This window comes from Desulfovibrio sp. 6_1_46AFAA, from assembly GCF_000224635.1.
Taxonomy (GTDB): Bacteria; Desulfobacterota; Desulfovibrionia; order Desulfovibrionales; family Desulfovibrionaceae; genus Desulfovibrio; species Desulfovibrio fairfieldensis.
In genome coordinates, this window is the sequence record NZ_JH114304.1 from 26,627 (window position 1) to 40,014 (window position 13,388).

A 13,388-nucleotide genomic window follows, 5' to 3' on the forward strand; every position below is an offset into this window, starting at 1 on the left:
CTACTTTTTGGCCGCTTTCTTGATGTCAGCGGCTATCTGGTCATATATCTTTTCGTCGGCCTGGTAGTACTTGATCCATTGGTCGCGGGGGATGAATTCGGCGATCATGGCCTTGCTCGCCGCGAATTCCTGGAATTCCTGTGAATTGACGATTTTTTCCAAGGCCGCGCCCAACTGGTCCAGCACGGCGGGCGGCGTGTCCTTGGGAGCCCAGAGACCCTGGCGCTGCATGGGGATGTTGGTAATGCCGAGAGAACCCAGGGTTTCCACGCCCGGGAACTGGGGCATGCCCTTTTCGGTCAGAAGGGTCAGAATTTTGCTGTCCCCGGCTTTGACCGCGTTCATGGCGCCGCCCGTGGGCTGGATTCGAATGTCGATCTTGCCGCCCTGGAGGGCGGTGGCCGATTCCGTGGTGCTGCCGAAGAAGATGGTTTTAAACTTGCCATTGCTCTTGGTGGCGTTCATGTAAAATTCAAAGAGAATGTGTGCGTAGCCGCCGATGCTGGAGGCCCCCACCACAATGGGTTTGTCACTTTGGGCTGCGGCGGCCAGCAGTTCCGTGCCGTTTTTCCAGGGCGCGTCCGCACGGGCGATGAGGCAATTGGGCGTGATCAGCGATTGGCCGATCATGGCGAAGTCTTTGTAGGAATAGGGCACGGTGCCCAGGGCGTGCGCACCCAGGAATGCCGTATGGTGTAAAAGCAGGGTGTGCCCGTCAGGCTTGCTGCCCGCCACATGGCGCAGGGCGTCGCGGGTATTGGCGCTGGGCATGTTGACCACAATGACCGGCTGGGAAAAAAGTTGCAATTTGCCCGCGATTTCCGCGATCTTGCGCGCCGTCATGTCGCTTTCGCCGCCTGCGGAATAGGGCACGATGATGGTGATTTCCTTTTGGGGAAACGTCGGCGCGGCCTGCGTGTTCGAGCCGAACACGGCGCCTGCCGCCAGAAGCATGAGACAGATCAGAGCGGATTTCATAACCTCTTCCTTGAATTGAGAGTACGACGCGCCAGTATGCGCCGGGAAAAAAACTGCATTCCACAGGCCTGCATAAGACCTTCCTCAACCAATATAGACTACAAGATAGCTGATTGACAAATGCCTTGGCTTGCCGTCATGTTGCGATGCAACACGAAAGCCGCCTTCGGCGCTTGCACTTTTTCCGCCCCTGGCGGGAAAAGTGCAAGCGCCGAAGGCGGCCGTATGGAAAAGTTGCCCAAGCTGGAGCAGTTAAGGTATTAAATGCTCGATGGAGCCCTGGATGAAAAAAATGCTGCACGCCCTGTTGGACCAGGTGGAGCTGCCCCGTGTTTTCCGTTACACGCAGTCCTTTCCCGACGAGTGCCTGGACGACATACCCGCCACTTTGGCCCGAGCCTGGGCGGCGTGCCCGGCGGCCAAGGCCGTGCGGCCCGGCATGCGCGTGGCCCTGAGCGTGGGCAGCCGGGGCATAGCCGAACTGCCCGTCCTGGTGGCCGCCATTGCGGCCCGGGTACGCGCTTGCGGTGCGGAACCCTTTGTGGTGCCCGCCATGGGCAGCCACGGCGGGGCCACGGCGGAAGGCCAGAAGGCGCTGCTGGCCGGGCTGGGCGTCACCGAGAGCAGTGCGGGCTGCCCGATTCTTTCCAGCATGGAAACCGTGGAAGTGGGCCGCCTGGACAACGGCATGTCCGTGCGCATGGATCGCCTGGCGCAAGAGGCCGACGGTATCATTGTCTTCAACCGCGTCAAGCCGCATAACGCCTTCCGCGCGGCCAACGAGAGCGGGCTGGTGAAAATGCTGGCCATCGGCCTGGGCAAGCAGGCCGGCGCGGACCAATGCCACCGCCTGGGCTTCGGCCAGATCGGCCGTCTGATCCGCGAAATGGCGATCATGAAAATCGAACGTTGTCCGGTGCTTCTGGGCATCGGCGTGGTGGAGAACGCCTACGAGCACCCCCATACCCTGTTCGTCGCCGGTCCGGAGGAAATCATGGCCCGCGACGCCGAGGCTTTGCTTCTGGCGCGTTCATTGATGCCGAGTCTGCCCTGCGCGCAACTGGACCTTCTGCTGGTGGATCGCATCGGCAAGGAATTTTCCGGCGGGGGCATGGACGGCAACATCACCGGGCGCTACAGCACTCCCTATATTTCCGGCGGGCCGGAGATTACCAAAATTGTGGTCTTCGACGTCACGGAGGCCAGCCACGGCAACGCCAACGGCGTGGGCCTGGCGGACGTGATCACCGAAGCCCTGGCCGCGCATTACGACAAGGCTTCGGTCTATGCCAACGGCCTGACCTCGCGGGTCACGGCTTCCGTGCGCCTGCCCATGGCCATGCCTGACGAGCGCACGGCATTGCTGGCCGGTTTCAAGGTCTGCTGCGCGTCAAACCCGGCCCTGCCCCGTTTTCTGCGCATCCCCGATACCCTGCATCTTGACCGGGGCTATGCATCGGAGGCGCTTCTGCCGGAACTGGGGGCTCTTGGCCGGGTGAAAATCCTTTCCGGGCCGGAGCCCATGCGTTTCGGAACGGGCGGCGGCCTGGAAGACCCCTGGTGGTGAGGCGGAGGGGCATCCTGAAGCGGCGACGGCCAGCGAGACAAATCAGCCGCACTCCGGCCATGAGCAAAGCGGCAAAGCAGATCATGAGGGCCGATAGTTCGCTTTTGCCCTCCGTCGCCTCCGATCCTGAACAGGCCAGTTCCTTCTCGCTATATTCCCGGACTCCTGTATCGAACGGACCTGCCGCGTTTCGTATCGCATCCTCTTGTTGGACGACCAAGGCAGCCGAACTTCCCCCATGCCCCCTGAGAAAGAGTTTCTGTAGCTCGGGCGCTGGCCGCCCATAAGCGCGGACAGTTCCGGGTATGCGCGCGAGGGCGCGGCAAAGTCTTGCAGGGCACTGATCGATAAAGTACAGCTCGATCATATATTTCCATAGAAATTTATTTGACGCATTATGATAAAATACGTTAATTGCATAACAGATCGGACGATACAAACTGAATATTATTTTAATTTTTGGAGTATCTATGGATGACTATTTAAAAGAAGCTCTTGAAATTGCTAAAGCTCAAGCAAGCGTCAGAGTAATGAAAGAAGAGGAAATTACCGCCTTTGTTCAAAAGGTTACGCAAGGGATTCGTGTAGTAGCCGAAACCGAACAGCCTGTGGAACTGAGTACTGAAGAGATGGTCCTTGAAGGACGCAAATCTGTGAAAGAAAAATCTGTCACATGCCTTGAATGTGGAAAAAATTTCAAAGTGCTGACCAAGCGTCATTTGGCTACCCACGGAATAAGCACTGATGAGTATCGTGAGAAATGGGGATTCAAAAAAGGTTCTGCGCTGGTGTGCAAGGCATTACAGCGTGAACGTCGCAAAAAGATGAATGACATGAAGCTCTGGGAAAGACGCCGGAAACCCAAAACAGACTGATCATTTTTGTTTCTTCTCTCAGAAGGCCTCGGACGCGGGAACCCCCTTGTCTGAGGCCTTCTGCGCTATGGCCGGGCTCGGACCAAAAAACGGACAGCAGTATTCACCGGACGGTTTCGGGGGCCGTAGGAACGACCCTGCTGGCATCAAAATTGAGGTATGGCTCATACTCTGAGCCATTGATCCGCGCTCGGCTCCCATTACCTGAAAGGTAGAAGGCTCCTGCGGCGCTACCTGTGTTCTGGTGAAACTGAATGTACCCGGCCCCACCAGTAATATTCCGTATGGCGTCGCCCTGCTGGACTCCCAGGGCGGCGCTGTTCCCCCCGTGGCCCCGGAGAAACAGCCCCCTCAAATCGGGCACCTGGCCGCCGAGAAGCGCGGACAGTTCCGGGTACGCGCCATGCCGGCCAGTAAAGTGTTGTCGGGTGGGCTGGATACAGGTATAAGGAACGAGCACGGCTACCCAACCACCCATGCGCTTGGCACAGTGCAAATGGAAGGAGGGTATCAGCCATGCAGCGAGTTGTTTTCGCCGCGATCATCGCGCTGGTACTGGTCCTGCTTCTAGCTTCTTCGGCTAGATAACAGTTGACCCCGAACCATCGCGACATGGTTCGGGGTCGAAAACGTGGCCCGCTACTGGTGGCCGTGTAAAGCGCTCACGCGCTGTGCCAGCCCCGGTTCCTGTTGACGCAGGGGCCGGGGTTCCCTTTTTAGATAACGCCTCCATGTCTATTTGGCAAGAGCCTCATGGGGCCTGATTGGCGGGGCGATTTTCAATGCTTCCCCCTCCTATGGGCCAGTAATAGCGGGCGCATATTTCAACGCTCCCCCGGTTGTAAAATAGTCTGCTTCATCCCCGGCCCGATCCGTGTACGACGATATGTGTACATGGTCTTTGGCAAGATCAGCTTGGGTCGTGCCTGACTCCGCCGAATTTCCCCATGCCCCCTGAGAAAGAGTTCCCGTGGCTCGGGCGCTGGCCGCCCATAAGCGGACAGTTCCGGGTATGCGCGTACCGCCCGACAAAGCGTTGTGGGGAGCGGAAAACCAGTATATAAAGACAACGCACGGCTACCCCCTTCCCGATCTGCGCTTGGCACGGCGCAAACTATCAAAGGGGGTGCCGCATGAGACGCTATGTCGTCTTGGTGTTGCTGGTACTCCTCGCCCTGCTGCTGCGGGGCGATAGTCGGCCCTAAATGAGGCCGGCCCCGTATCAGCTGACACTGATACGGGGCCGAAAGGTGTTGTAACCTGACTCGGTAACCGTGCACGGGGGCGCTAACCGCGCCGTGCCAGCCCCGGTTCCTGCGCCAACAGGGGCCGGGGTTCCCTTTCTAGATAACGCCTCCATGTCTGTTTGGCAAGAGCCTCATGGCCGGGCACGGATCAGGTAGTGGACGGCCTGATTGGCGGGGCGATTTTCAATGCTTTCCCCTTCTATGGGGCCGGTGATAGCGGGCGCGTATTTCAACGCTCCCCATCTGCTTCATCCCCGGCCCGATCCGTGTACGACGATATGTGTACATGGCCTTTGGCAAGATCAGCTTGGGTCGTGCCTGACTCCGCCGAATTTCCCCATACCCCCTGAGAAAGAGTTTCTGTAGCCCGGGCGCTGGCCGCCCATAAGCGCCGACAGTTCCGGGTACGCGTCTTGGTGGAGTTTTGCCTACCGTAAAGCTGAGATCTCAAGCTTAGTCTGATCTTAAAAGGAGGGACGGCCACCGGAGGTAACCGGTGGCCGCAAAGAGGGGGATGTTCCGATGGTTAGAGGATTCTATTCAACGGAGGAGGTTTTTCGGGGGCTCCGCGCCGCCCCTGATGGGGGTTGGGGTGGCGCGGAAATTTGTTTTATTCTTTCGTATATATTGACCGCCTGTCGGCAGATATTTTTTTACGTGGCGCCCGGTATTTTGGACGCCGTTGTCTTTCTTGTAGCAATGCTCGTGCCAAAGCTGGATAACACAGCTAATATATTATAATTCAATAGAATTTTGAATGGAAGTCCGAAATGAAGACGTATATTTTTTATGCAAGCCTGCTTCAGGCTCGTATAAAAAATATACAGATGGCTATATTTCATACAGGGTGCGGCGTTGCCCCACCAGACATAAAACCGTTTCCGATTATTTGCCCCTTGATATTTCGTATGGCGTCGCCTTGCGGACGCCCAGCGCCGCCGAATTCCCCCCGTGCCCCCTGAGAAACAGCCTCCGCAGATCGGGCCCATGGCCGCCCACGAGGGCCGACAATTCCGGGTACGCGCGTACTGCCCGACAAAGCTTTGTGGGGAGCGGGAAACGAGTATATAACATCAGCGCACGGCTACCCCCTTCCTGATCCGCGCTTGGCACGGCGCAAACTATCAAAGGGGGTGCCGCATGAGACGCTATGTCGTCTTGGTGTTGCTGGTACTCCTCGCCCTGCTGCTGCGGGGCGATAGTCGGCCTTAAATGAGGCTGGCCTCGTATCAGCTTACACCTGATACGAGGCCGAACGGTTGATAAACCCAGTAGGTAGCCGTGCACGGGGGCGCTAACCGCACCGTGCCGACCCCGGTTCCTGTTGACGCAGGGGCCGGGGTTCCCTTTATGGATAACGCCTGCAGACCGAATTGGCAAGTCTCAGGACTGTGAGGAAATGGGAGACGATGTATAGAATGCGTCGGAAGCGCACGTTTTCAGCTCTTCCTTGTGCGGAACGATTTGTTCGTTCAGTTCTTCGCAGCCCAATGCCGGGCTTCAGTTGTTGGCGGCAACGCCGTCTTATGGATGAAGACAGCAATGACAGGCGGCCCAAACGGGAACGAAGCGCGAACTGTAATGCCCGGAGGCCAGAATAAAACAAGGGGATGAGAGCGGAATGTCCTTGGCAGTGAGGGGCGGGCGGCTTCTCTGAATCTGATTTTCGGCGCGCTCAGGTCCGGCGCGCGCGTTTCAGCCGCCGCCAGAGCGTGGTGCGGTGGACGCCCAGAGCGGCGGCCGCCTCAATAATACTGTGGCGGTGTTCCTCCAGGGCCCGCCTGATCTCCTCGTCGCTGGGCGCGCGCCGGGCTTGTCCCGCCGCCTGCCCGGCCTGTTGGTCTTCTTCCAGGATATCGTACAGGCCTGATGCCTCCAGATGCACATGGTCTGCCGCGCAGAGCACCACATATCGCTCGATGACGGCCTGCAATTCGCGGACGTTGCCGTCCCATTTCCGCTCCATCAGAATTTTCAGGGCCTCGGGCGTGATCTTGCCCGAGATTTTGCCGTATTTGGCGCAGAACTTTTCAAGAAAGGTCCGGGCCAGGTCCCGGATGTCGCCCCGGCGTTCCCGCAGGCTGGGGATGTTCAGGCGCAGAATGTTCAGCCGGTAATAGAGATCCTGGCGAAATGCCCCCTGTCGCACCGCCTCTTCCAATTCCTTATTGGTGGCTGAAATGATCCGGCAGCGGGCCTTGACGAGCCTGTCGTCGCCCAGGCGCATGAAGTCTCCGTCCTGGAGCACGCGCAGCAGGCGGCTTTGCATTTCCAGGGGGATTTCCCCGATTTCGTCCAGAAAGACGGTGCCCTTGCCCGCGTATTCAAAAACGCCCTGCTTGCCGCCGCGCCGGGCGTCGGTGAACGCGCCGCGCACGTAGCCGAAGAGCTCGCTTTCCATCAGCGTGACCGGTAGAGCCGCCAGGTTGACGGCCACGAAAGGCTCGTCCCGGCGGGGGCTGGCATTGTGGATGGCATGGGCAAACAGCTCCTTGCCCACGCCGGTCTCGCCATGCAGAAGTATGGCGGCGTCGGCCTGGGCGTACTGGCGGGCTTTGGCCTTGGCCTTTTGCAGTGCAATGCCGGTGCCCACGATATCCTCAAAGCAAAAGCGGGAGCTGTGTCCCCGGTCCCCGCGTTCCGTCTGGGGCCGGGCCGAAACTTCGCGTCCGACGTCCAGGCTGATGAGCCCGTTGATGCCGAAGGTTTCGGGTTCGATTCTTTGCCAGCGGGCCACGCATTCCCGCTTGTTGTCGCCGCAGGCGAACACGGTCTTGCCCGTGCCGTTCAGAAAAAAAGAGGACGTGAAGTGGCGCTGGAAAAAAGGGATCTGCTGCATGCCGAGCCCCAGAAGCTGCTTCTTGCCCACCCCGGCCAGGCGGTCCGCCGGTGCGTTGCTGTAGAGCACATGCCCGTCGCCGTCCAGGGCGATCAGGCCCTGGTCCAGTTGATCCAGGATGGCCGCCATACGGCGTATTTCCCGCCGGGAGTCGTCGCGCGCCTCAATAATCCGCAGGGCCCCATCGCAGGCTTGGCGCAGGCTTTCCTGGCTGGCATTGAGCAAGACGGCGGGGATGCTGTTTTCCCGGCATACTTTCACTACCTGTGCGCCCCCCACGATCACTTCCGCCTTGTGTTCCAGGGCCGTGAAAATGGCTTCCAGACAATCTCTGGGTGAGGACAGGGCAACGAAACGCAGGTCCAGGTCAAGGAGATCCATGATCTTTTTAGCGCCTTCCAGCATGTTGGCATAGGCGATAAATGTCATATTGCGGGAAATTTTCTGCGCCTCGCGCATGGCGTCAATGATATCGAAAGGCGTCACCTGGATCTGAACAATGGGGATGGTGCTTGGACCACGTTTCTGGGTTTTGCGCAGAAGCTCGGCTATGCCGCCTCGGCTGATGATCACTTCAATGGAGGAGGTTCTGGCGTACTCCACCACACTGGCGGCGGATTGGTCTAGGACGCTCATGGCCAGAATGTTGTGCTCGTCCTTGGGAATGGCCTGGTAAAAAGCCTGGATCAGGCTTTCGTCGGGCGCGGCGAAAAAGATGCGCGGGGCTGGATCGGGCATGGCGATCTCCTCTGTGTTGCACCGTTGCATGTAGCGTCTATTTAGGTTGCGTGCAACGAATTTGCAAAAAAAAGAGTCTCTGATCGCATTGTATTTATAGTATATCTTATCATGGTGCGTATCTTGCTATAGAGGGGCGTTTGAGATGGGCACGCACATTTTCCCCCTTACTCCACGGAGTCGGCATGAGCACACGTATCGGTACGTTTCTGGGCTGCATTTTCGGGCTCTTCCTGGCCGGGGAGCCCGCTTTGGCGGCCTCGGCGGCATATCCCGACAGGGAAATCCGCTTGATCGTCCCGTACAAAACCGGGGGCCAGAGCGATCTGACCGCCCGCAAGCTGGCTAAAATCATCCGGGACAAGAAGCTGCTGCCCCAGCCGGTGGTCGTGGTGAACATTCCCGGAGCCAACACCCAGGAAGGTTTGCGCGCCGCCATGCGGGCCGATCCCGACGGCTACACCCTGCTGCTGCACCACTCAGCCATTGTGACCATGAAGGCCCTGGGCCGGATTTCCATGAGCTGGCACGATTTCGAGATGATCGGCCAGGCCCTTGAGATGTCCAATTCCCTGGTGGTCAATCTGGATTCGCACTTCAAGACGATTTCGGAATTCATCGAGGCCGCGAAAAAGGAACCCGGCAAGTATCACATCGCTATTCCGGGCGTGGGCGGCGTGGCGCATCTGGCCCTGCTGGACGTGCTGGTACGTACCGGCATTCAGGACAAGGTGGAGATCACGCCCTTTGACGGGGCCTCCGAGGCGGTGGCCGCCCTGATGGGCGGGCGCGTGGATATGCGCACCGCGCCCAATGCCGATATGGCCCGCTTTGTCATCGCGGGCGAGCAGCGGGTGCTGCTGGTCATGGGCGAGGACAAGCTGCCCGGCATCAACGTTCCGTGTTACGCCGCCGATCTGGGCCTGAAAAATACCCTGATTCTGCATAACGGCGTTTTTGCCCCTCGGGGTACCCCTGAGGAAATCAGAAACGCTTTGGCCCATGCTTTGCAGGAAGCCGTGGAAAGTGAAGAATTCCAGACCTTCGCAACACAGCAGATGGCTCGGGGCCGCTTCCTGGACGCGGCTGATTGGGCCGAAGTTTTTGCGAAAGACGAAGAAAACACCGCCGCTGTCGCCAAATTTATCACCCGGTAGCGGCGTGACGGCTTTGACTGTTTTATCGGCCGGGGTGGGCATGCTTTTTTGCGCGCGTTCCGGTTTCCCGCCAGAGATAAGGTTGATGAGAATTTTCAAATCCCTCCCTCTTTTGTTTTTTGTCCCGCCCGGCGCATTGCCCGCCACAGCACGGCCCTGGGCGGCGCATTCCGGCGCGCGCGGCGCGTAAGCACGGTCGATTCCGAGGAAGCATCATGGAACAAGGCATCGTTACTCTGGACGACAAGGACAATGTGGGCGTGGCGGTGCGGGAACTGCACGCGGGCGGTCAATCCCGCCTTGGCGGAGCGCATTCTGGCTTGTGTGGATAAAAACGTGCGCCGCCTGCGCCGGGCCGCGAGCAGCGTGGCGCGCAACGGCGCGGGCGCGGACATGCTGGTGTCGCCGGGCAATGTCGCCGGCGTCGTGAGCAATGTGGTGGAAAAGGCCCTGGGCGGCCTGAAAAAGGCCGGTAACGCGCCGTTTCAGGATGTGCTGGACTACGGCTGCCCGCCACGGGGCCCCGGCCTTTATCTGATGGACGGGCCGGGCCACGACGGGGAAGCCGTGACCGGCCAGGTGGCTTCCGGCGCGAACCTGGTGCCCTTTACCACGGGCCGGGGCACGCCCGCCGGTTTCCCCGGTGTGCCGGTGCTCAAGATTACGGGCAATCCCATGCTGTTCAAAAGCATGGCCGCCAATCTGGATTTCGATGCCGGAAGACTGTTCAGCGAAGGGCTGCCCCTGAAGGTCCTGGGCCGCGATCTTTTTGAAGCGCTGTTGCGCACGGCTTCCGGCGAGCCCACTAAGGCGGAGCTGCTGGGGCACGAGGAACTTTTCTGCATTTCGCGTTTTATGGCTACCCATCGTTGCTGCGAAGGCTGCGGCGAGGCTTGAGAAGCATCGACACTTTATGCGCCGACGCGTGTCGGCAGGAGGCAAGGTATGAAGTATATCCGTTCCCGCGTGCAGAACCGGGAGACCGTGTATGGCGTCTGGTGCAGTCTGGCTTCTTCCATCTGCGGCGAGATCGTCGCGGGCGCGGGGTATGACTGGATGTTGCTGGATGTGGAACACGCGCCGGGCAGCCCCGCCACCTTGCTGCCGCAGTTGCAGGCCGCGGCGGCTTTTCCCGCCGTGCCCGTCGTGCGCCTGCCCATGTCGGACCGGGTCTGGTGCAAATGGGCGCTGGATCTGGGGGCCTCGGGCATCATGTTCCCCAACATCGACAACGCGGCCCAGGCGGAAGAGGCCGTTTCCTTCATGCAGTACCCGCCGTGCGGCGTGCGCGGCGTGGGGCAGGCCGTGCGGGCCTCGGATTACGGGCGGGAATTCAGGCGCTATGCCGCCTGCGCCCAGCGGGAGCTTTTGGGCGTCATGCAGATCGAAAGCCCGGAAGCCGTGGGGCAGTGTTCGGCCATCGCGGCCGTGCGGGGCGTGGATGTGCTTTTTGTGGAACCGGTGGATCTGGGCGTAAGCATGGAGATGCCGGAGAATTTCGCGGACCCGCGTTTTATGGCGGCGTTGCGGGGCATTGCCGATGCGGCGCGCGGGCGGGGCAAGGCGGCGGGCATCTTGCTGCCCACGCCGGATCTGGCCCCGGCCGTGCGGGAAATGGGCTACACCTTTATCAGCGTGGGCTCGGATGCCGCGTTGCTGGCGCAAGCCTTGGCCGACAACCTGAAAGCCCTCTGGGGTTCCGAAAAATAGGCGAGACGCCGACCCCGGCTCAGGCCGGGGTCGTGCCTTCCTCGGCGTCCAGCAGGCCCAGCAGTTCGCTGGTCTTGTCCTCCAGCAGCGCGGGATCGGCGCGGCTTTCCACATTCAGGCGCAACAGGGGCTCGGTGTTGGACATGCGCAGGTTGAAGCGCCAGTCCGCGAACTCCAGATTGACGCCGTCCAGGTGGTCCTCGTGCAGGGCCCCATCCGCATAGCGGTCGCGGAGTTTTTGCATCAGCCGGGGCGCGTCGGCCACCCGCCGGTTGATTTCGCCGCTGCAGGGATAGGCGGCCATACGCTCGCTGACCAGTTCGGCCAGGGATGCGCCCGAGCGGCTGAGCAACGCGGCGATGAGCAGCCAGGGCAGCATGCCCGAATCGCAGTAGGCGAAATCCCGGAAATAGTGGTGGGCGCTCATTTCGCCGCCGTAAACCGCGTCTTCGGCGCGCATGCGTTCCTTCATGAAGGCGTGGCCGGTCTTGCCCATGATCGGCGTGCCTCCGGCGGCCAGAACCATTTCGCGCGTGTTCCAGTAGACCCGCGTGTCGTGGATGACCTTGCCGCCCGGAAAGCGCCGCAGCAGTTCCCCGGCCAGCAGGCCGATCAGATAATAGCCCTCAATGAAGCGGCCCTCGCTGTCGTAAAAGAAGCAGCGGTCGAAATCCCCGTCCCAGGCAATGCCCAGGTCCGCACCGGCCCGGCGCACCGCTTCGGCCGTGGCCTGGCGTTTTTCCGGCAAAAGGGGATTGGGCACGCCGTTGGGGAAATGCCCGTCCGGTTCCATCTGGCGGCAGACAAAGTCAAAGGGCAGGGACGGGGCCAGCTCGCGCAGCACCAGCCCGGCGCAGCCGTTGCCCGCGTCGGCCGCGATTTTTAAAGGCCTGCCCGAGTCTGCCGCATCCCGCGCGCCGCTGTAGTCCAGCAGCCAGTTCAGATAGTCCGGCCTGAAACAGGCCGGGCGCACGTTGGAAAGCGCGCCCGGCGCGGGCGCATTCCGCGGAGCTTGCGTTTCAAGCAGCCGGGCCACGCGCTCCCTGAGTTCGTACAGGCCGGAATCCCCGCTTATCGGCACGGCCCCGGCGCGGACCAGTTTGAAGCCGTTTTCGTCCGCCGGGTTGTGGCTGCCGGTGATCATGATCCCGGCGTCAAAAGGCTGGTTGGCGGCGGCGTAGTAGATTTCTTCCGTACCGCAGAGGCCCAGATCCGTGACCCGCGCCCCGGCGGCCAGCAGTCCTTGGGCCAGGGCGTCGCGCAGCTCTGGTCCGGACAGACGGGCGTCGCGACCCAGTACCACGGAACGCGCGCCCAGCACGTCCGCCACGGCCTGGCCCAGGGCACGGGCCAGGCCGGGATTGAGAGCGTCCGGCACGCGGCCCCGGATGTCATAGGCTTTGAAGCAGGAAAGATCGTAGGTCATGGCGTCCTCGCAAGCAGTGGCGGTTTTTCCCGCATGCTTGTGGAAGAGGGCGGCGATGTCAAGGGCGGGGCCTGGGCGACGCTCGGACTTCACCATACACGACGGGCATGTTACGGAAAGGTATGAGTCCATTTGCTCAAGCGGCGGATTGTCGCCGGACGTTGAGCCAAACCCCGCGTACCCATAGGTGATGTTATGTCTCAGTTTCCTGCGATGGAAGTCAGACGCAAAGACGGCAAGGAATCCTTTGTGGGCTTGGAACCAAAGCGTACCCTTCAAGATTTTTGGGCCTGGGCCTTTTCCGATCTCGTCGGCAATACGGAGCGGGGAAAACTGGCCGAATATATAGTGGCGACGGCTATCGGCTGCCATATGGAGACCAGCCCGACCTGGGAAAGTTTTGATCTGCTTTCCCCTGAGGGAATACGAGTTGAGGTCAAAACTTCGGCATATATTCAGTCATGGGAGCAAAAAAAGTTTTCAACCATTACTTTTAATATTCCGCAAACGCGTTATTGGGATGGAACAGCATACGCCGAAGAGAAAAAGCGCCAGGCTGACGTGTATGTTTTTTGCGTCTTGAAGCATAGAGACCGGAAGACCATCGATCCCCTAGATCTGAGCCAGTGGGCTTTTTATGTCGTCGCCACCAAAAAACTCGACAAGACTTTCGGAAATCAGAAAACTGTATGCCTGAACAGATTGACGGCACTGTGCAATGTCATGCCGTGTGACTATGCCGCATTGAGGAACACCGTCAGGGATGCGGTTGGGTGAGTTTGCCGTCTGTCGCCGACAGAGGGAAGAAGCGGTATAAAAGAAGAGGCTGCTGCACATTATGTGCAACAGCC

At 60.0% G+C, this 13,388-nt stretch carries 9 protein-coding genes; 6 read left to right on the plus strand and 3 right to left on the minus strand.

Translation table 11 applies throughout. The annotated features are described in order from the left end of the window. Nucleotides 1-978 carry a tripartite tricarboxylate transporter substrate binding protein gene (locus tag HMPREF1022_RS12790; protein ID WP_009303425.1) on the minus strand — a complete coding sequence of 326 codons (978 nt, stop codon included), beginning with the start codon at nucleotides 976-978 and terminating at the stop codon, nucleotides 1-3. A 283-nt stretch (nucleotides 979-1,261) separates the two neighbouring features. On the opposite strand from HMPREF1022_RS12790, the gene HMPREF1022_RS12795 reads away from it, so the two are divergent. Together HMPREF1022_RS12795 and HMPREF1022_RS17570 are read left to right on the plus strand one after the other, a co-directional pair. Then, nucleotides 1,262-2,545 (plus strand): lactate racemase domain-containing protein, encoded by a 1,284-nt coding sequence (locus HMPREF1022_RS12795; RefSeq protein WP_009303426.1) that lies wholly within the window; start codon nucleotides 1,262-1,264, stop codon nucleotides 2,543-2,545. A gap of 470 nt (nucleotides 2,546-3,015) precedes the next feature. Beyond that, nucleotides 3,016-3,420: a MucR family transcriptional regulator gene (locus HMPREF1022_RS17570; protein ID WP_009303427.1), complete on the plus strand. Its 405-nt coding sequence runs from the start codon at nucleotides 3,016-3,018 to the stop codon at nucleotides 3,418-3,420. A 2,922-nt stretch (nucleotides 3,421-6,342) separates the two neighbouring features. On the opposite strand, the gene HMPREF1022_RS12815 is transcribed toward HMPREF1022_RS17570, so the two are convergent. Further along, nucleotides 6,343-8,244, minus strand: coding sequence for a sigma 54-interacting transcriptional regulator (locus HMPREF1022_RS12815; RefSeq protein WP_009303428.1), 1,902 nt, complete (start codon nucleotides 8,242-8,244; stop codon nucleotides 6,343-6,345). 185 nt (nucleotides 8,245-8,429) lie between these two features. Between HMPREF1022_RS12815 and HMPREF1022_RS12820 the strand changes: the two genes are divergently transcribed. The 3 genes from HMPREF1022_RS12820 to HMPREF1022_RS12830 all read left to right on the plus strand — a co-directional run bounded on the left by HMPREF1022_RS12820 (nucleotide 8,430) and on the right by HMPREF1022_RS12830 (nucleotide 11,111). After that, complete coding sequence (locus HMPREF1022_RS12820; protein WP_009303429.1) at nucleotides 8,430-9,401, plus strand: tripartite tricarboxylate transporter substrate binding protein; 972 nt, start codon at nucleotides 8,430-8,432, stop codon at nucleotides 9,399-9,401. 324 nt (nucleotides 9,402-9,725) lie between these two features. Further along, entirely contained in the window at nucleotides 9,726-10,298 is a 573-nt protein-coding gene (locus HMPREF1022_RS12825) for a UxaA family hydrolase (protein ID WP_232221609.1), read from the plus strand. Nucleotides 10,299-10,346: 48 nt separating this feature from the next. Then, entirely contained in the window at nucleotides 10,347-11,111 is a 765-nt protein-coding gene (locus tag HMPREF1022_RS12830; protein ID WP_008686327.1) for an HpcH/HpaI aldolase family protein, read from the plus strand. 19 nt (nucleotides 11,112-11,130) lie between these two features. Here the strand turns inward: HMPREF1022_RS12830 and HMPREF1022_RS12835 are convergent, their stop codons facing one another. Next, nucleotides 11,131-12,537 carry a phosphomannomutase/phosphoglucomutase gene (locus HMPREF1022_RS12835; RefSeq protein WP_009303431.1) on the minus strand — a complete coding sequence of 469 codons (1,407 nt, stop codon included), beginning with the start codon at nucleotides 12,535-12,537 and terminating at the stop codon, nucleotides 11,131-11,133. Nucleotides 12,538-12,732: 195 nt separating this feature from the next. On the opposite strand from HMPREF1022_RS12835, the gene HMPREF1022_RS12840 reads away from it, so the two are divergent. Continuing rightward, a complete protein-coding gene (locus HMPREF1022_RS12840) occupies nucleotides 12,733-13,314 on the plus strand; it encodes a hypothetical protein (protein ID WP_008686325.1) in 582 nt (193 codons plus the stop codon). The last annotated feature ends 74 nt before the right edge of the window (nucleotides 13,315-13,388 follow it).